This window comes from Streptomyces dioscori, assembly GCF_003024195.1.
GTDB lineage: Bacteria > Actinomycetota > Actinomycetes > Streptomycetales > Streptomycetaceae > Streptomyces > Streptomyces dioscori.
Map to the genome: position 1 here is coordinate 153,332 of NZ_KZ679056.1, position 25,680 is coordinate 179,011.

At 70.1% G+C, this 25,680-nt stretch carries 20 protein-coding genes; 6 read left to right on the forward strand and 14 right to left on the reverse strand.

Annotation, left to right across the window (positions count from 1 at the left end):
* Positions 1 to 67: 67 nt before the first annotated feature.
* From fxsT (C6Y14_RS37365) to fxsA, 9 genes are all read right to left on the reverse strand, one after another.
* Positions 68 to 3,541, reverse strand: a complete 3,474-nt coding sequence (gene fxsT, locus C6Y14_RS37365; protein ID WP_107021345.1) for an FxSxx-COOH system tetratricopeptide repeat protein — start codon at positions 3,539 to 3,541, stop codon at positions 68 to 70.
* Positions 3,541 to 4,860 carry a CHAT domain-containing protein gene (locus C6Y14_RS37370; RefSeq protein ID WP_225891463.1) on the reverse strand — a complete coding sequence of 440 codons (1,320 nt, stop codon included), beginning with the start codon at positions 4,858 to 4,860 and terminating at the stop codon, positions 3,541 to 3,543. The genes fxsT (C6Y14_RS37365) and C6Y14_RS37370 overlap by 1 nt, the downstream gene beginning before the upstream one ends.
* The gene (locus tag C6Y14_RS37375) at positions 4,850 to 6,832 is read right to left on the reverse strand and encodes a magnesium chelatase (RefSeq protein WP_107021346.1); all 1,983 of its coding nucleotides are present in this window, start codon (positions 6,830 to 6,832) and stop codon (positions 4,850 to 4,852) included. The genes C6Y14_RS37370 and C6Y14_RS37375 overlap by 11 nt, the downstream gene beginning before the upstream one ends.
* Before the next feature lie 8 nt (positions 6,833 to 6,840).
* Positions 6,841 to 7,737: an AAA family ATPase gene (locus tag C6Y14_RS37380; RefSeq protein WP_225891464.1), complete on the reverse strand. Its 897-nt coding sequence runs from the start codon at positions 7,735 to 7,737 to the stop codon at positions 6,841 to 6,843.
* Positions 7,738 to 7,781: 44 nt separating this feature from the next.
* Positions 7,782 to 8,201: a CU044_2847 family protein gene (locus C6Y14_RS37385; RefSeq protein ID WP_225891465.1), complete on the reverse strand. Its 420-nt coding sequence runs from the start codon at positions 8,199 to 8,201 to the stop codon at positions 7,782 to 7,784.
* 106 nt (positions 8,202 to 8,307) lie between these two features.
* Complete coding sequence (gene fxsT / locus C6Y14_RS37390; protein WP_107021349.1) at positions 8,308 to 11,334, reverse strand: FxSxx-COOH system tetratricopeptide repeat protein; 3,027 nt, start codon at positions 11,332 to 11,334, stop codon at positions 8,308 to 8,310.
* Positions 11,335 to 11,543: 209 nt separating this feature from the next.
* Positions 11,544 to 13,040, reverse strand: a complete 1,497-nt coding sequence (locus C6Y14_RS37395; RefSeq protein WP_225891466.1) for an aKG-HExxH-type peptide beta-hydroxylase — start codon at positions 13,038 to 13,040, stop codon at positions 11,544 to 11,546.
* A gap of 16 nt (positions 13,041 to 13,056) precedes the next feature.
* Entirely contained in the window at positions 13,057 to 14,376 is a 1,320-nt protein-coding gene (locus C6Y14_RS37400; protein ID WP_107021350.1) for an FxsB family cyclophane-forming radical SAM/SPASM peptide maturase, read from the reverse strand.
* A gap of 88 nt (positions 14,377 to 14,464) precedes the next feature.
* Entirely contained in the window at positions 14,465 to 14,641 is a 177-nt protein-coding gene (fxsA, locus tag C6Y14_RS37405) for an FxSxx-COOH cyclophane-containing RiPP peptide (RefSeq protein ID WP_107021351.1), read from the reverse strand.
* 262 nt (positions 14,642 to 14,903) lie between these two features.
* Between fxsA and C6Y14_RS37410 the strand changes: the two genes are divergently transcribed.
* The 3 genes from C6Y14_RS37410 (at position 14,904) to C6Y14_RS37425 (ending at position 17,608) form a co-directional block, all read left to right on the forward strand.
* Entirely contained in the window at positions 14,904 to 15,086 is a 183-nt protein-coding gene (locus C6Y14_RS37410; RefSeq protein WP_003961784.1) for a DUF6104 family protein, read from the forward strand.
* A 370-nt stretch (positions 15,087 to 15,456) separates the two neighbouring features.
* Positions 15,457 to 16,503: a DUF4097 family beta strand repeat-containing protein gene (locus C6Y14_RS37420; protein ID WP_107021353.1), complete on the forward strand. Its 1,047-nt coding sequence runs from the start codon at positions 15,457 to 15,459 to the stop codon at positions 16,501 to 16,503.
* 1 nt (position 16,504) lies between these two features.
* Positions 16,505 to 17,608, forward strand: coding sequence for a PadR family transcriptional regulator (locus C6Y14_RS37425; RefSeq protein ID WP_107021354.1), 1,104 nt, complete (start codon positions 16,505 to 16,507; stop codon positions 17,606 to 17,608).
* Positions 17,609 to 17,717: 109 nt separating this feature from the next.
* Here C6Y14_RS37425 and C6Y14_RS37430 read toward each other — a convergent pair whose 3' ends face one another.
* The 4 genes from C6Y14_RS37430 to C6Y14_RS37445 all read right to left on the reverse strand — a co-directional run bounded on the left by C6Y14_RS37430 (position 17,718) and on the right by C6Y14_RS37445 (position 21,241).
* Complete coding sequence (locus tag C6Y14_RS37430) at positions 17,718 to 18,326, reverse strand: Clp protease N-terminal domain-containing protein (protein WP_107021355.1); 609 nt, start codon at positions 18,324 to 18,326, stop codon at positions 17,718 to 17,720.
* Positions 18,326 to 18,535: a helix-turn-helix domain-containing protein gene (locus C6Y14_RS37435; RefSeq protein WP_107021356.1), complete on the reverse strand. Its 210-nt coding sequence runs from the start codon at positions 18,533 to 18,535 to the stop codon at positions 18,326 to 18,328. The genes C6Y14_RS37430 and C6Y14_RS37435 overlap by 1 nt, the downstream gene beginning before the upstream one ends.
* A 79-nt stretch (positions 18,536 to 18,614) precedes the next feature.
* The gene (locus tag C6Y14_RS37440) at positions 18,615 to 19,583 is read right to left on the reverse strand and encodes a zinc-binding dehydrogenase (RefSeq protein WP_107021357.1); all 969 of its coding nucleotides are present in this window, start codon (positions 19,581 to 19,583) and stop codon (positions 18,615 to 18,617) included.
* A gap of 434 nt (positions 19,584 to 20,017) precedes the next feature.
* On the reverse strand, positions 20,018 to 21,241 hold the full coding sequence (locus C6Y14_RS37445; protein WP_107021358.1) for an NAD(P)-dependent malic enzyme: 1,224 nt from the start codon (positions 21,239 to 21,241) through the stop codon (positions 20,018 to 20,020).
* 668 nt (positions 21,242 to 21,909) lie between these two features.
* Here C6Y14_RS37445 and C6Y14_RS37450 point away from each other — a divergent pair.
* From C6Y14_RS37450 to C6Y14_RS37460, 3 genes are read left to right on the forward strand one after another with little or no spacing between them, the layout of a single operon-like run.
* Positions 21,910 to 22,872, forward strand: coding sequence for an ABC transporter substrate-binding protein (locus tag C6Y14_RS37450; protein WP_107021359.1), 963 nt, complete (start codon positions 21,910 to 21,912; stop codon positions 22,870 to 22,872).
* A 41-nt stretch (positions 22,873 to 22,913) separates the two neighbouring features.
* The gene (locus tag C6Y14_RS37455) at positions 22,914 to 23,855 is read left to right on the forward strand and encodes an amino acid ABC transporter permease (protein ID WP_107021360.1); all 942 of its coding nucleotides are present in this window, start codon (positions 22,914 to 22,916) and stop codon (positions 23,853 to 23,855) included.
* Positions 23,856 to 23,908: 53 nt separating this feature from the next.
* Entirely contained in the window at positions 23,909 to 24,661 is a 753-nt protein-coding gene (locus tag C6Y14_RS37460) for an amino acid ABC transporter ATP-binding protein (RefSeq protein WP_199855003.1), read from the forward strand.
* A 250-nt stretch (positions 24,662 to 24,911) separates the two neighbouring features.
* Here C6Y14_RS37460 and C6Y14_RS37465 read toward each other — a convergent pair whose 3' ends face one another.
* Positions 24,912 to 25,670, reverse strand: a complete 759-nt coding sequence (locus C6Y14_RS37465; RefSeq protein WP_107021362.1) for a class I SAM-dependent methyltransferase — start codon at positions 25,668 to 25,670, stop codon at positions 24,912 to 24,914.
* Positions 25,671 to 25,680: the final 10 nt, after the last annotated feature.

Genomic DNA, 25,680 nt, shown 5'->3' on the forward strand with positions numbered 1-25,680 from the left:
GGAGGGCCCGGTCCTGAGCTTCGGCTCGGGGGCGGGCCCTTGGGTCGTGGGCGGCACGACGCGCTTGTCAGATGTTCAAGGGTTCGAAGTTCCAGTACAGCCGTGCCCGGTCCCCCGAACCGGCCGTCTCCTGATCGTGCGAGGCCCGCAGGTCGGCGTCGAGCGCGCGACGGGCGACCCGGGTCAGGGGATGGCCCGGGCCCAGGATCCGGCCGGCCCGTTCCACCGTGTCGCGGCCCAGCTCTGCGGCGTCCTCGACACGGTCGGTGAGATGCAGCGTCATCGCGGCGTTGACCGCGCAGCCGAGGGCCCAGGGGTGGTCGGGTCCGACGGCGTTCCGCATGTCGGCCAGCGCATGTTCGGCGAGGTCGCGGGCCTGCGTCCGTTCACCGACGGCCCGGTGGATGAGGGCCTGGTTGCTGCGGGCACCGGCGACGAACAGATGGTCCGGCCCGAGCAGACGCCTGTACCGGGCGACCACACGCTCGCTGAGCATGCGTGCCTGATCGATGTCTCCGTGCTCGCGCATGAAGCAGCTGTGGGCGGTCGCGAAGACCAGGGTGACCGAGTGCCGCTTGCCGTGGACCCGTTCACTCTTGGCGCGCGCGGCGGCGAAATACTCTTCCGCCGCGTCCAGGTCGTCGGTGCGGTACGTGCACTGGGCCAGGTTGTAGACGGCCCACAGCGTCTGCGGATTGTCGTCGCCCAGGACCTCCCGGTGCCGGATCGTGTTCTCCCGCTGCGTCTCCAGGGCCTCTCGGTAGCGGCCCAGCAGGCGGAGGTCGATCGCGCACCAGAACTCGCTGTTCAGACTGAGGAAGTGGTGCGGACCCAGCACATCGCAGCGCAGACCGAACACCCGCCGGTCGATCTCCAGGGCCTCCGCGTAGCGGCCGAGCAGCCGCAGCGAGACCGCCCTGTTGTTCTCCGCCCCGAGCGTGGGCGGGGCGCCCTCGCCGAACAGCTGCGTGTAGCCCTCACAGACCTCCTCCGACAGGTGCAGCGACTCCGCGTAGCGGCCGAGTGCCCGCAGATCGGCGGCGAGGCTGCCCACCGCACGCAGATACCGCCACTCCCGTACTCCGCCTGTCGCCCGGTGCTCCTCGACCGCCGCCCGGTTCACGGTCTCGCTGTTCCGGTACGCGCCCATGGACCGCAGCAGATTGGCGTAGTGGTGGCCCAGGTCCCACAGCCGTTCGGAGTGCTCGTCCTGGTCCCCCTGCCAGGCTTCCAGCGCCTGTTCGGCGAACCTGGTGCCCGTGTCGTACTCGCCTGAGAGGTACAGGTAGCGAAGGCAGTGAAGAACGAACTCCTGGACGTCCGGATCGGTGCGCGACAGCAGGTCGGCGTGTTCCAGGTGGGGTACGAGTTCGGCGTACCGGTGCCACAGTTCGGTCCTGTCGGGGTCGTCCGGGTCCGATCCGACCAGTACGCGCCGGGCCACTTCGGCGCAGTCGACGTACTCCTGCTCGGACATGTCGTGCCGGACCGTGCGGTGGACCATCCGGTGCACGGTGAGGAACTCGTTCGACAGGTCCTGCGGTGGGTGCTCCACCCGGACCACCGAGTACTTCCGCAGCTGTTCGACGGCGCCGTCCCAGCGGGCGTCGTCCGTCAGGAGCCTCGCCACGGCCGGCGGGAGTCCGGCGGCCGGTGTCCCGCGCAGGAGACCCACCGGCACCGCGTCGGGGGCGAAGAACGTGCACAGCCGCAGCAGTTGCACGGAATCCGGTGACGTCTCACGGAACTTGTCGAGCAGGAACGCCCAGGCGGCACGGAAGGTCATCGGGAAGTCGGCCGACACCTGGACCAGGGTGTCCCGGTCCGTGTCTCCGGCCAGGAGTTGCTCAAGGTACTCCGCCACCGGCATGCCGGACTCCTCCAGCCAGCCCGCGGTCTGGTCGAGGACCAGCGGCAGGTCCCCCAGGGCCTCGGCCAACTGGTGGGAGTCCAGCTCCGTCAGGCGTGGTGCGCGCCTCCTGATGAACGCCACGGACTCCTCGCGGTCGTACCCGGTGACCTCCACCATGGCGCCGGCACGCGTGCCCCAGTCGGGATTGCAGGAGGTGAGGAGCACATGTCCGGTGCCGGCCGGTACAAGGTCGCTGATGTCGTCCGGTTCGTCGGCGCCGTCCAGGATGAGCAGCCAGCGCGGATACGGATCGCCGCGGCCCAGTGCGTCCCGTACCGCGCGCAACCGCTCGCCGTACTCGGCGCCGGTCGGCAGTCCCAGCTCGGGAGCCAGATCGGCGAGACCCTGCCGGAACGCGGCCCGGTTGCCCGCGTGCACCCACCACACCACGTGGTAGCCGGAGGAGAAGCGGTAGGCGTACTCGGCTGCCAGCTGGGTCTTGCCGACGCCCGACAGGCCGTGCAGGGTCACTCGGCTCTCGCGCTGCAGCGCCTCGTACACCGTGTTCAGCAGCGGCACCCGGCCGGTGAACCGGTCGTTGCGCTCGGGAACGCGGCCCCATACGCGGAGCGTGTGGACCGGGAAGGGCGGGCCGGGACGGGTGTCCCGCGGCGACTCGGGGAGCGGATCGGAGGGCAGGTCGAGCCGGTCCAGGACGCGCCGCTCGGCTTCTTCGGCGCTCACGTCGTGGAGGGTGACCGCGTCGAGCACGACCGCTCCCGCGGGCGGGGCCGAGGGAGCCACGGTCACTGCTGCGATGCGCTGTGCGTTCGGTACGGCGACCTCGCGAAGGGCCAGGTCCCATTCCTGGGCCGTACGGGTGCCCAGTTTGAAGAACTGATCGCTCAGGAGCAGCAGGACGGGCCCGGGGGCCAGCAGGAGGTCGCGCAGCGAGTCCTCGACGGACACGCCGGGCGGCGGTCCCCACCTCTGATGCACGACCCGGTGGCCGCGGCGCTCCAGGCGGTGTCCGATCCAGTCGGCCCAGAACCGGTGGACGCCTGAGAAGCTGAGCGTGACGGTCTGGCGTCCGGTCCGCAGCCGTCGCGGCCGGCCCCGCGGCAGGAGTTCCGGGAGGCTGTCGGGTGCGCCCCGCCGGTCGGTCACACGGTGGTGGCCGCCGTCCGTCCCGTGTCCGCCCCCGGAGGGGTCACCGGACCGTTCCGTGGACCTGGGGGCCGGCAGGGGGCCTGCCGCGGCCGTCCGTTCGCGCATGACCTCCGCCAGCCGGGCGGCGGGCGCGCTGCCGGGCACGCGCTCCCGGATCTCCGACAGCAGTTCGGCCTTGCGGACCGGCACGCCCCACTGGTTGTCGACCGTCAGCCACAGCGAGGCGTGTCCGGCGGCGCGTCCGGTGGAGACCCGGAAGCGGACCGGTCCGTAGGTACCGCCGAACCGGTGCAGGACGACGCTCGGCTCGTCGAGGGCGGTGCAGACGAAGTACGGCGAGCCGTCGAGGGCGACGGTGAAGGTGAACTCCTCGTCGGGGTAGGGCCAGCGGCCGGTTCCCCCGTCTTCGGTCAGCGGGCCCCGCAGGTCGACGGTGACCAGGTACTCGCACTGCGTCTCGGCCTCCCGCGGCCAGGCCACGACGGGCTCGATCAGGAGGGTGTGGTCGTCGAGGTTCATCACGAACCCTCTCCCCAGGCGCTGTGCCCTTTCTCGGTGACGAGTCGCAGTGTGGTGAGCGGATGACCGTAGTACTGGAAGGTGAAGGCGTACAGCAGCCGCATGACCCGCTTCTGGCCGACGGCGTCCACATGACCGTCATCGTTGCGCGTTGTCGGGATGGCCGCCAGGCTGCCGAAGTCCCTCACGGCACCGGCTCTGAAGGCACGCAGCGTCTCCGGGACGGGAAGGTCCGGTCGGCCGGCGACCTCGCGTACCAACCGCTGGATCAGCACGCGCGCCTCCAGGTCCCCGACCTCTCCGGCGGTGACGATGCAGCCGCCCGCCCCCTTGCGCAGGAAGAGCTCGGCGAAGCCGCGCAGCGCGTTCTCACCCTGCCCGAAGTTGTTGACGAAACGTCCCGAATGGCAGGCGTTCAGGCACACCAGGGAGCGGTCCCTGCCCAGGACCTCCATGGTCTCGCCGTTGTATTCGGCCCAGGTGCGGTCCGCGAGCGTGAGACTCATGACGGCGTCGCCGTAGGTGCCGTGGCAGCCCATGTAGACCAGTCCGGTGGGATCCTTCCGGTCCGTGGCGTCGAGCGCCCCCAGGAAGGCGGTCATCTCGGGGTGCGTCCGGTGCAGGTACGGCGCGAAGACATGGGAGTCGTCGACCATGTCCCGGTGGAGGTAGGCAAGGACACTGCCGTGGCACTCGCCGGTGGGGCGCGGCGGGCCCTGGCTGCCGTCGTGCACGGTGGTCCAGCGGGTCAGGACGAGCAGGGCTCCGAGCAGACCCCCGGGCAGGCCGTGTTCCTCGTCAGATGGCACCCAGAACGCCTCCCACGGCAGCTCGTAGCCGGTGTCGTCCCACACGATGAGGCGCAGTGCGTCGCCGTGCCTGGCGCGGACGCTGTTGATCCAGGAGGCCAGTTCGCCCTGGTTGCCCGACCAGTGCTGGATGCCGCGCAGGATCTCGGAGGGGTACAGGCCACGCTGCGTCAGGTTGCCCAGGCCGACGGCCGGAGCGGTCAGGCGGGTCGGTCCTGGCGCGCAGGTGACCGAGAGGTCGCCGCACCAGCCGCGGAACCGATAGCCGTCCCGCCCGTCCGCGCCCGCGGCACGGATGACCCGGAGCACCGCGTACCCGTCCTCCAGCCGCTCGTTGAGCCGGGCGTCGACACTGCCCATGCCCAGCGGAGCCTCCGGCGGATGCCGCAGGTGGAGCAGCGCCGGGAGCTCACGGCGCACGGTGTCCACGGGGCGGCTCAGCGGCGTCCGGCGGATCGCGTTGCCCGCGCCCGTCAGCCAGCGGGGACCACGCGGCGGCTCACCACTCACCGGCGTCCCCTCCCCGGCCGGTGTCCGGGCCCTCGCCGCGTCCTTCGACGATGATGCCGCCCAGTGTGTCCGCCAGGTTGAGCGGCAGGTTTCCGTACGGTTCGCGCCCCGCGTCGACCACGACCGTCTGCAGGCGGGTGCGGTCCATGCTTCTGACGTCCGCCGCGGCGTTCAACGCGTCCTCCACCCCTTCCGCGCCCACCGGGCCGCTCACCCGTCCTGTGTGACTGGCCCTCAGCGGGACGTTGCCCCGCCCGTCCGTGACCACGACGAGCCAGGCCTCGGCGAGACCGCTGCCGTGCTGGCGGAAGGCTCGGCGAAGGGCCCGCGCAGCCTGTTCGATGCCGTGGGCGAGCGGGCTCGCGCGGCCCGGCGGCCGGTAGAGGGCGGCGAGGAGCCGCGGGTCGAGCACGCTGCGCAGGGCGAAGGACTCCGCTTTCAGCTCGTCCGCCGCCCGCGCGCCGCCGACCTCCACGACGTGGACGGCGGCGCGCATGGTGTAGGCCCACTGGAGATACGGGGTCAGGGTGTCCTGCCAGTCCCAGTCGACGCGGCACGTGTGGTCGAGCACCAGCACGAGGAGGCGTTCCGGCGCGCCGGCGCGCACGTGGCTGTGCAGGTCGGCGGGGGACACGGTGAAGCCCTCGGTGCGGCGGACGCGTTGGTGCACCGCGGCCTCACGCACACTGCGCACATAGGCGAGGTCGTTCAGGTCCCGGGCCCGCCGTGAGCCGATGACCACTCCGCGCCGGGGATCCGTGCCGGCCGTCCGCTGCCACGGGCTGCGCAGTGGGGCGAAGTCGCGCAGGACGTCCGCGCGGTCCTCGGGGTAGGGCGTGGCGAAGACGGCCGGAGTACCGCCGGGGGCGCTGCCGACGCCTTCGGCCGGTTCGGTCTCCAGCAGGGTCCCTCCGGATTCGGCCCAGCGGCGCTCGGCGTGGTCGGTCTGTCCGCGCCGTACGGTGTCGCCGCGCGGCCGCGGTACGGGGCGGGGCGGATGCGGCGTGGGATGCGCCGGACCGGCCGCCGGTTCGGGAGGCTGGGGCGGCTCGGTGACGGCCAGGCCCATGAGCCGGGCCGCCTCGTCGCAGTGCGCGACCGCTGCCGTGGGTTCCCCCTCCAGGGCGGCGAGCGCCCGGGCGAGCCTGGCGAGGGCGAGTTGCCTGCGCACGCCGGTGTCCGGACCGAGCAGACGGCCGACCCGGGTGATCGCCTCGTCGGTCACGGTGACGGCCGGCGCGTCGTTCCCGCCGGCCGCCCGGGCCGCACGCTCCAGCCAGGCCGGCGGCAGGGAGACCAGCAGCCGCTCGACGTCGGGAAGCCGCAGATCGGCGGCGGGCAGCCGGATGGCGAACCGGTCGAGCAGGTGGCTGCTGACCCGGCCGGCGTCGGCCGAGCCGCAGGCCGCCAGCCAGCGGGCCCGGGGCCGGGCGGTCCGGCTCAGACCCACGTGCTCGACCACCGCCACGTCCGCACCGAGCAGTTGGACGGCTGCGCGCATCCCGGCGACGCTCAGGCGGCACAGGTCGGGCACGGCGACCACGGGCGGCAGCGCCCCGGGGCGGTCGTCCGCCTGGATCAGCGGGCCGGGCTCCAGGCGGAAGGCGATGCCGCCCGTCTCCTGGCGCAGTACGGTCCTGGCCCACAGGTCTTCGTCCCGGCTGGTGGTGCCGAGCATGACCAGCGGCGCCTCCGGCTGCCCCACGCCCGCCAGGATCCGGCGGAAGAGGCGGGCCACCGGGTCGAGCAGCCGGGGTTCCAGGTCGAACAGCAGCACGCTGCAGAGCGCGGGGTCGACGGCGGCGCAGACAAGAGCCCGGCACAGGCGCAGCGCGAGATCGTCCGGCTGCTGTTCCTGCTCGTACCGTGCTCGGCGCTCCGGCTCGGTGCCGGTGCCAGTACCAGTGCCTGTGCCGACAGGGGTGCCGGTGCCGGCTCGTCGGTCCGCGTCGCGCGGCGGCTCGGTGGACATCGTCGGTCTCAGCCCGCGTCGAAGAGGTCCTTGACACGGGCCTCGTCGTCGGGAGCCCAGTCGAACGTGCCGCCGTGGGCGGCCTCCGGCCTGCGGTGGCGGAACGCCATGGGCAGCACCCTGAGCAGGTGGCCCGGCTCCACTCCGTCCGCCTCCTCCAGGGCGGCCAGCGCGCGGGCAGCCCTGGTCGCGACGATCTCGCCGCGCTGTCCGACGGCGTCGACTCTCTGAGCCACCTGGGCACAGAGCCTGACCACCTCGTCCGGGACCGGCATCGTGTCCACCCGGCTCCTGGCACCCTCCAGCCGTTCCCGGGTGACGGCGTTGTCCCGCGCGGCCTCCTCCAGCCAGGGCGACTCGTCCTTCTGGTGCTCCTCCTCGAAGGCCAGCACGGTCTTTATCGTCCGGTGCCGGGTGTCTGAGTCCTGCTGCTGTGCGGCGACCATGAGCCCGAACCGGTCGAGCAACTGCGGCCGCAGCCAGCCCTCTTCGGGGTTCATCGTGCCCACCAGGCCGAAGGAGACGTGCTTGGCGTTGGCCAGGCCCTCCCGCTGGACGGACAGCACGCCCGTGGAGACGACATCGAGGATGACGTTGACGAGGTGGTCGTCGAGCAGGTTGACCTCGTCGATGTACAGCAGTCCTTTTCCGGCCGCCTCTTCGAGCAGTCCCGGCTGCGGGCGGGCCTCTCCCCTCATCAGCGCCTCCAGCTCCCAGCCGCCGACCACCCGGTCGTCGGTGGCGTTGATGGGGAGGGTGACGGGCAGTTCCGCGTGCGCCATCAGTGCGAAGGCCCGCACGATCGTGGACTTGGCGGTGCCACGCGCCCCGGCCATCAGGACACCGCCGATACGCGGTGCCACGTAGTTCAGTTCGAGCGCCAGCTTGAGGTCGTTCTGCCCCACCACACGACTGTAGGGAAGGATGCGTATGGCTCCGGTCGTACGGCTCACGAGTCGGTTCCCCCTCCGCTGCCCGGTAACGCCTCTGTCGGGGCGGCGGTCCGCCACCGGAACGTGACCTGCAGCTGTGCTTCGGCCTTGCTGGTGACCAGCGCCGCCATTCCCGCGTCGACCTTTATCGACAACTGCATCTCGATCTCGTCGGGCCGCAGACCGTCGGAGAGCTCGCCGAACCGGCTGACGGCTTGCGCGGCGCACCTCCGGGCCAGCTCCAGCCCGTCTGTGTAGGCGTCGTGCGCCACCTCCACGACACGCTGGGCGGCCCGCCCCCTGATCTCCTCGTCCCCGTAGACGGCCGCGAGACCGCCGTCGGAGCCGTCCTCCGCGTCCGGACCGAGGTCGACCTCGATCTGGACGGGGATGGGCCCGTCCGCGCCCGCCGGAACGGGGCCCATCAGAATCACCACGTGTCCCCCTAGTCAACTTGGCTTTCAGACGCGGCAGTTGAAGGTGAAGACTGGGTCTTTCCCCGGTCTTCCAAGGGTTATGCCCATGGACGCGTGGTCGCTCCTCTCACGTGGTCAGGGGCTCGAAGTCCCAGACGGGACGCTCACGACGGCGGGCCCGGACGGTGTAGAGGTGCTGAGGGCCGAACGCGGAGGCCAGGTCGGACAGCGCCTCCTGCTCGATCTTCTCCGCCTGCTGTACGCTCCTCAGCCCGCGCAGGTCGTCCGCGAGAGCGACCCGGGCGAAGAGCGTCAGCGGATGGCTGCTCCCCAGCGTGGCGGTGGCCTTGGAGACGGTGTCCTTGCTGAGGTCGGTGGCCGCTTCGAAGTCGCCCACGAGTTTGCGCATGACGGAGGAGTTCAGGGCACAGCCCAGCGTCCATGGATGCGTGTCGCCCACCGCCGTCGTCATGTCGGCCAGGGCCCGCTCGGTCAGTGCGTGGGCCTGCTCGCGCTCCCCCGCGTCATAGAGGACCAGAGCGTGGTTGGCACGGGAACCGACGATGTACGGGTGCCCGTCGGAGAGCATCACCTCGTACCTGGCGATGACGGATTCACTCACGGCGTTCGCCTCGTCGACGAGCCCGCGACGACGGGCGAGACAGCTGAGGGCGGAGGTGACGATCAGTGTGTGCGGATGCGTCAGGTCGAGCACGCGTTCGCAGCGCGTCCGCAGCTCGACGATCAGATCCCATGTGCGGTCGCGTTCGTCGCTGCTGCCACTGGCGCGGTACTGGCACAGCGCGAGGTAGTACTCCGCGAGCAGTGTGTCCTCGTGGTCCGGTCCCACGGCCTTGCGCATTTCGCGCACGTTCTCCCGCTGGATCGAGCCCGCCACCTTGTACTCGCCCAGCAGCCGGAGGTCGAGGGAGTAGGACCGCTGCGACGAGAGCGTTTCCGGGCTCGTCGCTCCCAGAATCCTTCGCCGGTCCTCCAACGTGCGCCGGTCCTGGTCACGTGCCGCTTCGTACCGGCCCAGAAGCCGCAGGGAGAGCGCCAGATTGTTCTCCGAGCGCATGGTCGTCCGGGAATTCGCGCTCAGGGCGTCACGGCAGGTCGGGACCAGCCATTCGCACAGTTCCCGGGACTCCTCATATCGAGCGAGCGCGCGCAGGTCGGCAGCGAGGCCGTTGACGGCACGCAGGTGCGCCAGCGACTCGACCCCCTGCGCTTCCCGCAGATGCTCGATGGCTGAACGCGTGATGGCCTCCGAGCGCTGGTACTCGCCCACCTTGCGCAACAGGTTGGCGAGGTGGTGGGCGACCTCCCACACTCGCGGGTTGTTCTCACCCAGAGTGGCGCGCCAGACTTCCAGCGCTCGTTCACCGAGCTTGATGCCCGCCGCGTGATCACCGGAGAGATACATGTAACGAAGACTTTTGAGAATGAGGTTCTGGACTCCGCGGTCCTCGCTCCCCAGTACGTCCGCATATTTGAGGTGTGGCACCAACTGGGCGTACACAGCCCAGGAGCGGATGTCGCCCGGGTCCCCGGGGTTCGCCGCCACAAGAGCTTGCCGCACCACGTCGATAAATTCCTGACGGTCCTGGTCCGGCATGTTCTGGCGGACGATCTGATGCACCATCCGGTGCAGGTAAAAAGGTTCTTCCGAGGCGATGTTCTCGTCGGGGTCCGCGGCCTGTAGGCCCTCGGTGATGACGGAATAGCGCCGTAATTGCGTCACCGCGTCCTGCCATGCCCGCGCATCGTGCAACAGGTCGGCGATGCGGGCCGGCACATGCACGTCCGGCGTTCTTCTCAGGAGATCCACGGGAATCGGACCCGGCGCGAAGAAGGTGCACAACCGCAGGAGGTCGACGGAATCCGGTGCGGTCTCCCGGAGTTTGCCGAGCAGTATCGACCAGGACTGCTGGAAAGACATGGGGAAGTCGGGAGAAACCCTGACCTCGCTCCGCTCGATACTGCCTTCCAGCAAATCGATGTAGTGCGCCACCGACAGATCGGAGTCACCGAGCCAGCCTGCGGTCTGGTCGAGTGCCAGAGGCAGATCCTCCAGACCTTCCGCCAGCTGCGCGGCCTCGGTCCGGGTCAGCCTCGGAGCACGACGGCGGATGAAGGCCACCGATTCGGTCCGGTCGTAGACCGGCACCTCCAGCAACTGGCTGCCGTGCTCCCGCCACTGCGGATTGCGGGAGGTGATCAGCACGTGGCCGGTGCCCGTCGGCACCAGGTCCGAGATCTCCTGCGGCTCGTCGGCGCCGTCCAGGATGAGCAACCACTTCGCGTAGGGCTCGCCCCGGCGCAGCGAGGCACGTACCGCCCGAAGCCGTTCGCCGTACTCGGCGCCCGTGGTGAGCCCCAGTTTGGGTGCGAGTTCCGCCAGAGCCCGCCGGCACCCGGCGCGCTTCTCCGCACGCACCCACCAGACCACGTCGTACTCAAGACGGAACCGGTAGACGAATTCGGCGGCCAGTTGTGTCTTGCCCACTCCCGGCATGCCGTGGAAGGTCACCACGCCCGCTCCCGGCTGCGCTTCCCGCAGCAGTCGGTACGCGTCGCTCATCAGCTCTTCCCGCCCGGTGAAACGGGGGTTCCGGTCGGGCACCGTCGGGTCCCAGACCTCCGGGGTGGCGGTCGGGAACAGCGGTGCCCGCCGCGTGCTCCCGCTGGCCTCCACCAGGGGCTCACCGAGCAGGTCCAGCCGGTCGAGGACGCGCCGCTCGGCCTCTTCGGCACCGGGGAGCGTCAGGTCCGTCGCCGCGAGCACGGCGGTGGCCGTCGGTACCGGGCTGCTGGTCACCAGGACGCCGGCGAACCGCTCGGCATCCGGGGCCACCACCTCCCGGAGGGCCGAGTTCCATTCCTCGTACGTCCGGGGCCCGAGCTGGAAGTACCACTCACTGACGACGATGAGAATGCGTCCCGAAGCCCTTTTCAACTCCCGCAGTTGTTCCGTGAGCGGAACTTCAGACGGGCCCTCCCACCGTCGGTACATGACACATTGTCCGCGGCGTTCCAGCACGTGACCGATCCAGGTCGCCCAGGCCCGGTTGTAACCCGCAAAACTGATCGTGATGGTCGGCTTTTGGCCATGCTTGTCGGCCGGCCCGACCGGCGAACGGCGTCCAGACATGCAGCAGCCTCCCCCGCGTTTCCGCGCGTGAGTCTAGACGCGCACGGGAGCAATCAACAGAGCGCCTTCCAGGGCCAGTTGACAGATCCAGCCCTTCTCACCACTCGCCGACGAGCCGACCATCCCATTTACGCCGATATGTTGGATATTGCCTCGCGATCCTCCCCCGCGAAATGGGCTGCTTACGGTGGGGACACACCATCTTTCACTCATTCGGTGGGCACGTAACAGCGAACCCAGCGCGCATAGGCGTCACGGACGCGCTCCTCGGCATCGATCCGCACGCCTGCGGGAGGAGGCGCCTCCCCCATGCGCTCACATTCCACAAGCAACTGATCCACCAGCGCGCGCCCCGTTTCCGTGAGACTTTCGGACGCCGCGAGCACCGGCAACGTGATTTTCGTCTGCGCCCGGTAACGCGCGTGTTCCCTCCACGCGGCGTGCCGTTGTCCGGGCCGGGCGTCGGCGTCGAGCGCACACCGTTGATAGAAGTCAGCGAGCGCCACATGGCTGTACACCCCCTGCAGCAGCCCGTCATAGGGTCTGGGATCCGGTCGCCACGGTGCGAAGAACCGCTCCTGAGGCCCCTCCCGGTGCAACACGACGAGATCACTGAGAGCGGCCAGCTTCGAGTGCTGCATCTCGTGCACGAGGGTCGCCGCCAAGGTGGCAGGGGTCGGCGGCGTACTGCTGAGCACGGCACCGAAAGCCTCCCTCCGGGTTCCGCTGCAGCTTCCCGTCGCCCGGCCGTGCACGCCGGGGCCCACAGGGGCGGCCAGGGGCACGAGACAGCGCAGGAGCCCGGCGACCTCGGCCACCCGCTGTCCACCGCCGAGTTGCAGGACCGAGCGCACCCCCGCCCAGGACAGCTGCCAGCGCTCCCGTTGCCTCCGGTCGAGCTCGGCCGGGCCGCTCAGTTCACGGTGGCGCGGACCGTCGCTCACCGTGCGGTGCGGATCGATGTCGTCGAGGGGAACGGGAACCGAACCGGGAACCAGGCCCGGCAGCATGTACACAGGACTCCACGAGACCGCGTCGGACCGGGTCGCGAAACCACCCCTGGACGCGAGTCCGGAACCCGTGACGATGTCGCGGCCCGCCACATAAACCACGACATCAGCCTCACCACGCCGCCGAAAAGTCATACGGCCGTCGCCGCCCACGACGTGCACGCTCACGTCGGGGGACGTACGCAACGCGCCCAGGGAGGGCAGGACGAGCAGACCGTCGTATGCGTCCAGCCGCACCGAGAACGACACTCCTGCCCGTACCGCCGCCGCGACGGCGAGCGCGCCGAAGCGGCTCAGTTCGCAGCGCAGGGTGCGGGACCGCAGCTGTCGCGCCGTGGGTGGAATCGTTTCGGCGCCCAGGGCTCGCAGACAGCTGCGGGCCAGCGGCCCTACAAGGGGGTACAGCAGCGTGTCACGGGCCGGAGTACCGCGGACGTCGTCGTCGCGGTCGGCCGGCGCCCGCGCGACACCTGCCCGGTCGGCCTGCTCCAGCAGCGTCCAGTCCGCCCGGAACCGCTCGCGCAGCGCCGGTGGGCAGACCTCCGCGTCGGCTTCCTCCACGGCGTCCAGGACCGCACGCAGGAGAAGCAGGCGCCGTACGTGCTGATCCCTCACGAGGAAGGCCAGGGTGTCCGGACCGCCTTCGGTACGGCCCAGTTCGCTCAACGCCTGCTCCGGCAGCGGCGACGGGATCAAGAGGTGTCTCCTCGGATCAAGGGATGTCTCCTCCGGTGGCGGTGAGCCCCGCGGATGACCGTCCCGGCGTCGCGGCGGCGAGCCGGAGGGATACGTGCCGGATGAACCGCTGCAGGTCGGCACAGTAGACGGAAGGGTGGGCGAAACCGCGTCCGGCGCGGTAGCGGTGCGCGTAGTGGCCACCGCCGCAGACGGTGAGCAAGGGGCAGCCCCGGCAACGGGCCGCCAGCGCCGCGACCCCCGCCTGCCGGGCCATGACACCGGGATGGCCCAGTGCCTCGTCGAAACTGTGCCGGTGCACGTCGAGACCGGTCCACGCCGCTCCGGCGTACGCCGACTTGAGGGAGTCCACCTGCTCGATGGAGCCGTCGGTCTCCACGACGACGGCGTCGAACGGGGCGAGCCCCAGGGCCTCCGTGACGGCGGGGAGCCCCATGAGCAGAGCCATGCACTCCTCGAAGAGACGCACCCGCATCTCCCTTCTCGGCCCCTGCCACCAGCGGTCGAACACGGCACAGAGCCAGTCCCCGTACGGCGTGAGGGCGTCCCGCGGGGCGTCCGCCTCCTCTGGTTCCGGCGTGAGGTGCGGCGGCGGCGCCGACCAGTTCCCGTGCGGGAGCAGGAGATCGAGGGCCGGCGGGCGCAGGGCGAGCAGGGACTCGTAGAACTCGACCGGTGGCGTGACCGGGTCCACGACGGTGAGAATCCCGGCGTACGAGTCCGGGAAGCCGTCGGCGAGCAGCCGGGCGCCGCGCGCCGCGGCGGGCCAGGAGGGGCGGCCCCCGCGTGTCACACGGAGCGTGTTGTGCGAGGGCAGGCCGCCGTCGAGGCTGATGCCGACGCGGATGTCCTGGCGGGCGAGGACCATGAGGCGGCGTGCGTTCAGAAGGGTGGCGTTGGTCTGCACGACGGCGTGCACCGCGCAGGAGCGCGGAACCCGGTCGCGCACGCTCCCGGTGAAACGGGCCAGCGTGTCGGCTCCCGCCAGGAGGGGCTCGCCACCGTGCAGCACCAGGGACAGCGCGCCCAGCCCGTGGGTCCTCGCGTGTTCGGCGATACGGTCCGCCGTACGTTCCAGCACCTCGAAGGGAGCGCCGGCGGGGCGGTCGAGCCAGGAGCGGTCCGGGCCCTCGTACAGATAGCAGTACGTGCACGCCAGGTTGCATCTGCCGTGCACCTTGACGATGAACTGGCGAAAAGGTGCAGGCGCGACCGACGCCGACGCGGATCCATGCAGGCCGTCCACCCGGCACCCCCAGCCGTCGAGTTCCGCACAGGGTCGAGGAACACCTCCAGGCGGACCCCCACCCCGTGCACTGACCGTCCGCAGCGCCATTACCAGCGCTTTCCCGGTCGCAAACGCCCACCGGCCGAAGCTGTCCGATTCAACCGGCGGACCGGCCTGAACCGGCAGCCCGTACGGCTCAGAACGCGTTGTTGAACCCCCACAGCATCTCGCTCGGCTGCTCCGCCCTCTCCCTGAGCTCGGCCAGGACCTCGGCCAGCACCGGGTGCTCGATCGTCCTCAACTCCGCGAGCCCCAGTGCGAGAAGATCCGGCAGCGGCTCCGCGGCCGTCTGCTCATCGTCCTCTGCGCCCATCCTCCGACTCCCTCCCTCCGCCCGACCCCGCATCCGCAACCGGCTCCGGCCGTTCCACCGGCCCACGGGTCGTGTACGGGCCCACCGTCCCGTAGGACATACCCCGCCATCGACGTGCCTGCGCACCCGGCGGCGTGCCGGTCGTCGCACAAGTACGTCGAACGGGTGCACGGCACGGGGGCCGTGGGGCCGACGCAAGGCGCCCTATCCTGCTGTACAGCCTTAAGCACAGCCTTTCAGCGATAACGACGGAGCACCACGCATGTACTTCACCGACCGCGGCATCGAGGAACTTGAGAAGCGACGCGGCGAGGAAGAGGTCACCTTCGAGTGGCTCGCCGAGCAACTGCGCACATTCGTGGACCTCAACCCGGACTTCGAGGTCCCGGTAGAACGCCTGGCAACATGGCTGGCCCGCCTGGACGACGAGGACGAGGACGAGTAAACGCCCCACCGTCCCAGGACGGCCGCACCCTCCTAGCCCGCCCGCGCCCTATCAGCCTGTCCGGAGCCCCGCCAGCCCGTCCGGCGTTTGAGGACGAGCGCGAAGCGCGATTGCGGGGCGGCGAGGGGGCGCAGCCCCCATGTGTGGACGGGAACGGGAAGGGGCGGCGGGGGCGAAACCCACCCGGTCGCGATATGCCGGGACGCCCCACCACACCACGCGAGGTCAAATTATCCATATTTAACACGATTACAGCGCCCGGTTCACTAGAACGAGCACCTTGACTTCCCGAATCCGCGATATATCGTGTTCACCAGAAGACGCGATATGGCGCGTCCCTGTGTCCGCCCCGTCCGAGGAGGTCAACCCCATGCCCGAGTGGCCCGTCGCAGAGCCAAGGAAGCTCACATTCGACGACCCGGTGACGGCCCTCCACGTACGCATCGCCAACGGCACGGTGAACGTGGTGGCGATCGACGAGGGCCCCGCCCACCTCGAAGTCTCCGCGATAGAGGGCCCGCCCTTGATGGTCACGCAGGAGAACGGCACCTTGACGGTCGCGTACGAGGACCTGCCCTGGAAGGGCTTCCTCAAGTGGCTCGACCGCAAGGCCTGGCGCCGCAGCGCGGTGGTCTCCCTGGCCGTGCCCGCACAGACACGTGTGGAGGTGGGCGTGATCAGCGCCACCGCAGTGGTCTCCGGCATAAACGGCCGCGCGGTGGTGAAGGGCATCTCGGGCGACACCACACTCGTGGGTCTTACGGGCCCGGTCCGCGCGGACACGGTGTCGGGGAACGTGGAGGTCCAGGCCCTCACCGGCGACCTCCGGCTCAACTCCGTCTCCGGCGACCTGACCGTCATCGAGGGCTCCAGCCCTTCCGTGCGGGTCGACTCGATCAGCGGCTCCGTGATCGTCGATCTGGACCCGGCCGGCCGGTCCAGCGACATCCGGCTGACCAGCATCTCGGGGGAGATCGCCGTCCGCCTGCCGCATCCGGCGGACGCGGAGGTCGAGGTGGACTCGGCGAGCGGCACGGTCTCCAGCGCCTTCGAGGATCTGCGGATCGACGGCCAGTGGGGCGCCAAGAAGATCACCGGCAGGCTGGGCGCGGGGAACGGCCGCCTGAAGGCGACCACGGTCTCCGGTTCGATCGCACTGTTGCGCAGGCCCCCGGCGGAGGACGAACCGTGGGACGAGGAAGTGGATTTCAGGAAGAAGGCAGACATCGGAGAGGATGACTCACGGGACACGGCTCCTGCCCCACCCGGAACGGGACCCACCTCCGAGACGCCCGCGTCAGCCACCACCTCCACCCCCGCCACCGTCTCCACCCCCAGCGCCGACGCCTCCGACGCCGACGCCCCTACCGCCCTCGACGGATCACCCGACGGCCCGACCCACGAGAAGGGGCTCTGACATGGCTCCCGTCTTTGCCCATGGCCGCCTGCGGCTCTACCTGCTCAAGCTGCTCGACGAGGCACCACGCCACGGTTACGAGGTGATCCGCCTCCTGGAGGAGCGCTTCCAGGGGCTGTACGCGCCGTCGGCGGGCACCGTCTACCCCCGGCTGGCCAAGCTGGAGGCCGAGGGCCTGGTCACCCACACCACCGAGGGCGGCCGGAAGGTGTACGCGATCACGGACGCCGGCCGTGCCGAGCTGGCCGACCGCAGCGGCGAGCTGGCCGACCTGGAGCTGGAGATCCGCGAGTCGGTCGCCGAGCTGGCCGCGGAGATCCGTGCCGACGTGCGCGGCGCCGCGGGGGATCTGCGCCGCGAGATGAGGGCCGCGGCCAGCGAGGCCCGGCGGGGTTCCACGGGAGCCGGTGCCAAGGCGCACGGTGAACGCGCGGGCTCGGCCGGCGACTTCACGGACCTCGGGGACAAGGAGGCCTGGCGCGCCGCCAAGGAGGAGATGCGTCGCGTCAAGCAGGAGTGGAAGGAGCAGGCCCGGCGCGCCAAGGACGAGAGCCGGCGGGCCCGTGAGGAGGCCACGCGGGCCCGGCACCAGGCCAAGGAGGCCCAGGAGCGGGTCCGGGCGCAGGCGCAGGAGGAACTCCAGCGCATCGCCAAGCGCGTCCAGGACCAGGTGCAGGACCACTTCACCCGGGGCGACTGGCCGACGGGGGTCCGGGAGGGCCTCACCGAACTCGCCAAGGAGTTCGGCGATTTTGGCAAGGACTTCGGCAAGGAGTTCGGGAAGGACTTCGGCTTCGGCCGGCCGGGGACGGGAACAGGAGCGGGTGCCGGGGCGGGGACGAGGAAGCCCGATCACCCCAAGCGCCCCGAGTACACGGACACTCCGGAGGACTTCCCCGCCGGTTACGAGCCCTCCTGGGCCCATGAGGACTCCACGGGCGAGCCCGCCCGGGACCTGGACCGCCTGCTGGACCGCTTCCGCGACGACATCCGCGACGCGGCCCGCGATCACGGGGTCACTGAGGAACAACTGCGGGATGCCCGCCGGCACCTGTCGACGGCGGCGGCGCACATAGGCGCGGTACTGCGGACGCCCAAGGGCTGAGCGACGGGCATGGGCGACGGGCAAGGCGGTGAGGCGGTCCGGAAGCGGACCCCCCTCACCCGCCCTCCCCCTCAGCCCTCACCCACCCTCCCCTCAGCCCGCCCTCCCCTCAGCCCGCCTTCGCCTCTCCCCCGCCGTACAGCACGCGCCGCAGGGCCACATAGGTGACGCCGTGGTCGGCCAGGACCTCTGAGGGCACGCCGGGGCGGGCGGCGAGGGCAAGCAGGAGGTGCTCGTCGCCGATGTGGCGGTCCTGCTGGGCGAGGGCCACGCGCAGGGACTCGGTGAGGACGTCCTTGGCACCTCGCGCGAAGGGGCGCCGCTGACCGACGAAGCCGGCCCACCACCCCTTGCCACGCCCACTGTCGTTGCCGTCGTCCTTCGCGTTCCCGCGGGCGGTTTCCAGGGCGCCCTCGCCATGGGCCTCCTCGACGCGGGAGACGATCGCCGAGACGTCGATGCCCAGCCCCGAGAGGGCGTCGGTGTCGGCGCGGGAGAGGCCGCCGCGGCGGCGTGCCTCGGCCAGAGCCGCCCGGACGGACTCCCTGCGCCCCCCGAGTCCCAGCGACGTCAGGGCGAACGACGCCCGGCTGGCCTCTCGGTCGAGGAGTGCCAGCAGCAGGTGCTGTTCCTCGACCGTCTCCGCGTCCAGGCGTTCGGCATGGCCGACCGCGCCGAGGACCACCGCGCGGGCGTCCTTGGTGAACCGTTCGAACATCACTGCCTCCCGTACTTCTTGTGCACGGCCTGCCTGCTGACACCCAGTTCCGCGGCGATCTCCTGCCACGACCAGCCCTGATTGCGCGCGCTGCGCACCTGCACCGCTTCGAGCTGCTCCAGGAGCCGCCGCAACGCGGTGACGGCCCGCAGCCCGATCCGCGGATCGCGGTCGCCCGCGCGCTCGGCGAGATCCGTTGCTTCGGTCACGGTGTCAACTTAGATTGACATGCCGGAGAATGTCAACGCCAGTTGACAACTCGGAAGGAGTAGATGTCGGGAGCCGATCTCAGGAGGCGGTGGTCAGCACGACCTTGCCGAAGAGCTCGCCGGACTCCATGCGCTCGAAACCCTCGCGGGCGCGGTCCAACGGGAGGACCTCGTCGATGACGGGGCGTACGCCGGTGGCGGCGCAGAAGGACAGCAGGTCCTCCAGCTCGTACTTGGTGCCCATCGTGGAGCCGACGACCTTGAGTTCGAGGAAGAAGATGCGGGTCAGTTCGGCGTGCGGGGGCCGGTCACCGCTCGTGGCGCCCGAGATGACCAGGGTGCCGCCCGGCTTCAGGGACTTGACCGAGTGGGACCAGGTGGCGGCGCCGACGGTCTCGATGACGGCGTCCACGCGCTGCGGCAGGCGGGCGCCGGACTCCACGGCTTCGACGGCACCGAGTTCCAGGGCGCGCTTGCGCTTCGCCTCGTCCCGGCTGGTGGCGAAGACGCGCAGCCCCGCGGCCTTGCCGAGTGCGATCGCGGCCGTGGCGACACCGCCGCCGGCTCCCTGGACGAGAACCGAGTCACCGGGTCGTACACCCGCGTTGGTGAAGAGCATGCGGTACGCCGTGAGCCAGGCGGTGGGCAGGCAGGCGGCCTCCTCGAAGGAGAGCTCGGCGGGTTTGGGCAGGACGTTCCAGGTGGGGACCGAGACCTGCTCGGCGAAGGTTCCCTGGTAGCGCTCGGTGAGGATGGAGCGGGGCTCCTTCGGGCCGACCCCGTGGCCGGTCTGGCCAATGACGGAGTGCAGGACGACTTCGTTGCCGTCCTCGTCGATCCCCGCGGCGTCGCATCCGAGGATCATCGGCAGCTTGTCCTCGACGAGGCCGACCCCGCGCAGCGACCAGAGGTCGTGATGGTTCAGGGAGGCGGCCCTGACGTTCACGGTCGTCCAGCCGGGGCGGGGCGCGGGAGCGGGGCGGTCGCCCAGCTCAAGGCCGTTCAGGGGGTGGTCGCGGTCGATACGGGCGGCGTAGGCAGCGAACATGTGCCGACCTTAGGTGGCGGGTGCGCCGGACGGAACGGGGTCCGCCTGTGACCCACATCCCTCACGGGACGTGACCCCACGCACCCTCGCCCCCACACACCCACGCGGTTCCCCGGGCCCCTGCGAACGTCGTCGACACTCCCGCCGTCGTGGCTGCTCGCGCAGTTCCCCGCGCCCCTGAAAAACGCCTTCGGCTCTCCCACCGTCGTGGCTGGCCGCGCAGTTCCCCGCGCCCCCGAACAAGCGGGGCTGCGCCCCGGCTTGCCTTCTTGGGGGCGCGGGGAACTGCGCGAGCAACCCCCACCGGCCCGCACCCGACCACCCCGGCAGCCGCCCGGCCGAACCCCCGGAAAAACCTTCCGGCAAACGCAACCGGGCCCCGCCCATCAGGACGGGACCCGGAGCCGACTGGCGGCGGCCAGAAGAAGACGCGGCTACCGCCGAGCCACACCCTCCGCCCGCGCCGCCGCGGCAACCGCCGCGGTGACCGCCGGAGCCACCCGCTCATCGAACGGCGAAGGAATCACATAGTCCGCGGCAAGGTCGTCCCCGACGACCGCGGCCAGCGCCTCCGCCGCGGCGATCTTCATCCCCTCGGTGATCCGGGAGGCCCGCACCTGCAGCGCCCCCGCGAAGATTCCGGGGAACGCCAGCACGTTGTTGATCTGGTTCGGGTAGTCCGAGCGCCCGGTGGCGACGACCGCCGCGTACTTGTGGGCGACGTCGGGGTGCACCTCGGGGTTCGGGTTCGCCATGGCGAAGACGAACGCGCCCTCGGCCATGGAGGCCACGGCCGGCTCCGGCACCGTACCGCCGGAGACGCCGATGAAGACGTCGGCGCCCGCGAGCGCGGACTCCAGGGAGCCGGAGAGACCCGCCTTGTTGGTCATGACCGCGAGGTCCCGCTTGACCGGGGTCAGATCGTCCCGGTCGACGGACACGATCCCCTTGCGGTCCGCGACGGCGACATCCCCGAGCCCCGCCTCAAGGAGGAACTTGGCGATGGCCACCCCGGCCGCGCCGGCGCCCGAGATCACGGCCCGCAGCTGCCCGAGCGAGCGCCCGGTCAGCCGCGCAGCGTTCCGCAGGGCGGCCAGCGTGACGACGGCCGTACCGTGCTGGTCGTCGTGGAAGACCGGAATGTCCAGCCGTTCCTGCAGCCGGCGTTCGATCTCGAAGCACCGGGGCGCCGAGATGTCCTCCAGGTTCACGCCGCCGAAGGACGGCGCGAGCCGCACGACGGTCTCGACGATCTCGTCGACGCCCGTGCAGTCCAGCGCGATCGGCACGGCGTCGACCCCGCCGAACTGCTTGAACAGGATCGCCTTGCCCTCCATGACGGGGAGCGAGGCCTCGGGCCCGATGTCACCGAGACCGAGCACGGCGGTCCCGTCCGTCACGACGGCGACCACGGACGACTTCCACGTGTAGTCGTGGACGAGTTCCGGCTGCTCCGCGATGGCCATGCAGACCTTCGCGACGCCGGGCGTGTACGCGAGGGACAGGTCGTCCTTGTCACGGACGGGCACGGTGGCCTGCACGGCCATCTTCCCGCCACGGTGCAGCGCGAACGCCGGGTCGAAGGAATCGAGGGGCTCGGCCCCGCCGTCCTGATCCGTACTGCTGTCGCTGCGAGGATTGACGATCTCCGCTGCCACTTTGTTTTACCCCTTAAGTCTTCTTGGTTGAGGGTTGCCGCTCCGGGTGAGGAGCGGGCGGGCACCGCGCATGTCGCTGATGACTGTTAAGTACTGATAAGTACGGACATACGCGACGGGCGCGCCGCACACGCGCCCTGAGCCCCGGATGAGGGGTGTAAGGAACCTTCTTACCGGACGGACCGCATCGCGGACGAGTCGATGGAGCGAAGGTCACACGCGGGCGGCCGAAGCTCGCGCACCGGAGGGCCGGGGCCCCCGCATCGCGGAGGCCGGGCCCGTATACCGGAGCGCGAAGGTCACATACCGGTGACATGACTCATGACCGAATACATCGAACAAGCCCACTTCGCGAACAATCCGCCGATAGGCGCCGAGGTGTCGCAAATACGCAGAAGCGGCTGCCCGTATCGCGGGATCCGCAGAAGATCCTCCGGCCCTCGCGGAGGTTTTCCGCACAAGATCCGGTCGAGCCGGACCGCCATGGTCCGGTTAGGGGGTCACCCGTTATCCGATTTTGACATGGCGGGCACCCTGAAGGAGCGAGTCCGAATGGCAAGATGCCCTAATCACACGAGGTCGCGACACCCGAAGGTGTGTGTTCTCGTCGACCCATCGGCTACTGCCGACCCATCGGCAACTCCACCCACCCGCCGGAGGAACCCACCATGACCGCACGCTCCACCCGTCGTACGACCGCCGCGCAGTCCCGGATAGCCGCGGTCGGTGCGATCGCGGTCGCAGGCGCCCTGCTGCTCACCGGCTGCGGTGACCAGACCAAGGACAAGGACAGCGGCAGCTCCGACACCGCCGACTCCAGCGCGGCCCCGCTGGCCGACAAGCTGCCCCAGGCCGTCCGCGACAAGGGCGTCATCAAGGTCGGCTCGGACATCGCGTACGCGCCGGTCGAGTTCAAGGACGACTCCGGCAAGACGGTGGGCATCGACCCCGATCTCGCCGACGCCATGGGCAAGCAGCTCGGCGTGAAGTTCGAGTTCGAGAACGGCACGTTCGACACGCTGCTCGGCGGCCTGCGTTCCAAGCGGTACGACATCGCGATGTCCGCGATGACGGACACGAAGAACCGCCAGGACGGCGTCGACGCCGACACCGGCAAGAAGGTCGGCGAGGGCGTCGACTTCGTCGACTACTTCACCGCGGGTGTCTCGATCTACACCAAGAAGGGCGCGGACCAGGGCATCAAGACCTGGTCCGACCTGTGCGGCAAGAAGCTGGTCGTCCAGCGCGGCACCGTCTCGCACGACCTGGCCAAGTCCGAGGCCAAGAAGTGTGCCAAGGGCAAGGCCATCTCCATCGAGGCCTTCGACAACGACCAGCAGGCCCAGACCCGGTTGCGTTCCGGCGGCGCGGACGCCGGCTCGTCCGACTTCCCGGTCGCGGCGTACGCGGTGAAGACCTCTGGCGGCGGCAAGGACTTCCAGCTCGTCGGTGAGCAGGTCGAGGCCGCCCCGTACGGCATCGCGGTCGCCAAGTCCAACACCGAGGTGCGCGACGCCGTCAAGGCCGCGCTGGACGCGATCATCGCGAACGGCGAGTACAAGAAGATCATCGAGAAGTGGGGCGTCGAGGCGGGCGCTGTCGAAGCGGCCGCGATCAACGGCGGAAAGTGACCGTGTCTCGCTCCTCGACACGTCGCTGAAAGGCATCACCCGTGACTGACTTCAAGAAGACAGACTCGTCGGCGGACACTCCACCGGCCGGACCGGAGGCGATCAGAGCCGTCCCGGTCCGGCACTGGGGCCGGTACGTCGCCGCCGTCGTCGCCCTCGGCATCTTCGGCCTGCTCGTCTGGGCCTTCGCCAACGGCGACATCAACTGGGGTGCCATCCCCGACTACTTCTTCAACGACCGCATCCTCAAGGGTGTCCGCGAAACCCTGGTGCTGACGTTCCTGTCGATGCTCATCGGCATCGTCGGCGGCGTGGTGCTGGCCGTGATGCGCCTCTCGAAGAACCCGGTGACCTCGTCGATCGCCTGGTTCTACATCTGGTTCTTCCGCGGCACTCCGGTCCTGGTCCAGCTGTTCGTCTGGTTCAACCTCGGTTTCGTCTTCGAGTACGTCAACCTCGGGCCGATCTACAAGGACCAGTGGTCCGACTTCATGACGCCGTTCCTCACGGCGCTGCTCGGGCTGGGTCTGAACGAGGCCGCGTACATGGCGGAGATCTGCCGCGCGGGTCTGCTCTCGGTCGACGAGGGCCAGTCCGAGGCCTCGCACGCCCTGGGCATGAGCCACGGCAAGACCCTGCGGCGGATCGTGATCCCGCAGGCGATGCGCGTGATCGTGCCCCCCACGGGCAACGAGGTCATCAACATGCTGAAGACGACCTCGCTGGTCGCGGCGGTGCAGTACCCCGAACTCCTACGGTTCTCCCAGGACATCGGCACCACCTCCGGCGCCACGGTCGAGATGCTGTTCCTGGCCGCCGCCTGGTACCTGATCATGACTTCGGTGCTCAGCGTCGGGCAGTACTACATCGAGCGGTACTACGCCCGCGGTTCGAGCCGTGCGCTGCCGGCCACCCCGTTCCAGAAGATCAAGGCGAACATGCTGTCCCTGTCGAACCGCTCGGGCGGAGGTGCCACGGCATGAGCGCCGACGCGAACGTGACCAAGGACGCGACCGGGGCGGGCTCCGGCACGGCGATGGTGAAGGCCGAGGGCGTCCACAAGTCCTTCGGCCCGGTCGAGGTCCTCAAGGGCATCGACCTCGAAGTGAGGCCCAGCGAGGTCTTCTGCCTGATCGGCCCGTCCGGCTCCGGCAAGTCGACGTTCCTGCGGTGCATCAACCATCTGGAGAAGGTCAACTCCGGGCGGCTGTACGTCGACGGGGAGCTGGTCGGCTACCGCCAGAAGGGCGACAAGCTGTACGAGCTCAAGGACAGCGAGGTCGCGCTGAAGCGGCGGGACATCGGCATGGTGTTCCAGCGCTTCAACCTGTTCCCGCACATGACGGCGCTGGAGAACGTCATGGAGGCGCCGGTGCAGGTCAGGGGCGTGAGCAAGGCGCAGGCGCGGGAGCGCGCGGGTCAGCTCCTGGAGCGGGTGGGGCTCGCCGACAAGGCGGGCAACTACCCCTCGCAGCTCTCCGGCGGGCAGCAGCAGCGGGTCGCGATCGCGCGGGCGCTCGCGATGGAGCCGAAGCTGATGCTGTTCGACGAGCCGACGTCGGCCCTGGACCCGGAGCTGGTCGGTGACGTCCTCGACGTCATGCGCGACCTCGCGGAGTCCGGTATGACGATGATCGTCGTCACCCATGAGATGGGCTTCGCCCGGGAGGTCGGCGATTCGCTGGTCTTCATGGACGAGGGCGTGGTGGTCGAGTCCGGCCACCCGCGGGAGGTCCTGACGAACCCGCAGCACGAACGGACCCAGTCGTTCCTGTCAAAGGTGCTTTAGCCGTCCGGCGGTCGGGCGGATACGCGTTGGGGGCGGTACGGGTTTCCCGTACCGCCCCCAACGCGTTCGTCGGCTGCGGGCCGGTGGGGGCGGGCCCAAAAGATTGCGCAGTTCCCCGCACCCCTAGGTACCTCAGCCCGTCCGCTGCTTTTCAGCCCGTCCGGCGTTTGAGGACAAAAGGGGGCGAGGGGGCGCAGCCCCCATGCGTGGACGGGAAAGGGAAAGGGCGGCGGGGGCGAGGGAAAGTCGGCTACCGGACGGCCAGGACCAGCGCGTCGGACGGCGACCGCCACACCTCCCGCGCCTCCGCGAACCCCGCCGCCCGCAGGGCCCCCGCATGCCAAGAGGCGGACGGAGTATCCCCGTCCGCATGCTCCCCGTAGATCTCGAACCGCCGAGCCGTCGGCTCGGCGAGCACGGGATCGGCCGCGGCCAGCGCCCACCACGACGCCCAGTCGAGAACACCGGCGGCCTTGGCCGTCTCCATCCGCGCATGCCGCTGCGCCCGGTCCGCCGCGTTGATCAGCGGAGTCGTCTCATCGACCATGTGGTCCGCGTTCATGAACACGCCGCCCTCCCGGACGACCCCGGCGACCTGCCCGTACAGCACCGCCAGCGGCTCACTGTGCAGCCAGTGCAGCGCGGTCGCGGTAAGGACCGCGTCGTACGAGTCGTACGGCAGCAGTGAGGCCCACTCGGGGTCCTTGAGGTCCGCCGTGACGAACGCGACCCGGTCGTCGCCCGCGAACGTGCCCTCGGCGATGGTCAGGAGCGCGGGGTCGAGATCGACTCCGGTACTGACCGCCTTCGGGAACCTTTCGAGGAGCCTGGCCGTGATACTTCCCGTACCGCACGCGAGGTCCAGGACCCGTGGCTCGGGGCCCACCAGTGCCTCGACCATGTCGAGCATGACCCGGAAGCGCTCCTCGCGGTCCGGGAGGTACCACTCCTGCTGCCGGTCCCAGCTCTCCTGCCAGGCCTGCCAGTCGGACCCGAGGGTGGTCGTCATGAAAACCCCT

Excerpts from the sequence above, each read along its gene's own strand:
- C6Y14_RS37410 (WP_003961784.1), top strand. The coding sequence starts at position 14,904 with ATGTACTTCACCGACCGCGGCATCGAGGAACTTGAGAAGCGACGCGGC.
- fxsA (WP_107021351.1), bottom strand. The coding sequence starts at position 14,641 with ATGGGCGCAGAGGACGATGAGCAGACGGCCGCGGAGCCGCTGCCGGAT.
- C6Y14_RS37465 (WP_107021362.1), bottom strand. The coding sequence starts at position 25,670 with ATGACGACCACCCTCGGGTCCGACTGGCAGGCCTGGCAGGAGAGCTGG.
- C6Y14_RS37430 (WP_107021355.1), bottom strand. The coding sequence starts at position 18,326 with ATGTTCGAACGGTTCACCAAGGACGCCCGCGCGGTGGTCCTCGGCGCG.
- C6Y14_RS37460 (WP_199855003.1), top strand. The coding sequence starts at position 23,909 with ATGGTGAAGGCCGAGGGCGTCCACAAGTCCTTCGGCCCGGTCGAGGTC.
- C6Y14_RS37400 (WP_107021350.1), bottom strand. The coding sequence starts at position 14,376 with ATGGCGCTGCGGACGGTCAGTGCACGGGGTGGGGGTCCGCCTGGAGGT.
- C6Y14_RS37420 (WP_107021353.1), top strand. The coding sequence starts at position 15,457 with ATGCCCGAGTGGCCCGTCGCAGAGCCAAGGAAGCTCACATTCGACGAC.
- fxsT (WP_107021349.1), bottom strand. The coding sequence starts at position 11,334 with ATGTCTGGACGCCGTTCGCCGGTCGGGCCGGCCGACAAGCATGGCCAA.
- C6Y14_RS37375 (WP_107021346.1), bottom strand. The coding sequence starts at position 6,832 with ATGTCCACCGAGCCGCCGCGCGACGCGGACCGACGAGCCGGCACCGGC.
- C6Y14_RS37440 (WP_107021357.1), bottom strand. The coding sequence starts at position 19,583 with ATGTTCGCTGCCTACGCCGCCCGTATCGACCGCGACCACCCCCTGAAC.
- C6Y14_RS37425 (WP_107021354.1), top strand. The coding sequence starts at position 16,505 with ATGGCTCCCGTCTTTGCCCATGGCCGCCTGCGGCTCTACCTGCTCAAG.
- C6Y14_RS37450 (WP_107021359.1), top strand. The coding sequence starts at position 21,910 with ATGACCGCACGCTCCACCCGTCGTACGACCGCCGCGCAGTCCCGGATA.
- fxsT (WP_107021345.1), bottom strand. The coding sequence starts at position 3,541 with ATGAACCTCGACGACCACACCCTCCTGATCGAGCCCGTCGTGGCCTGG.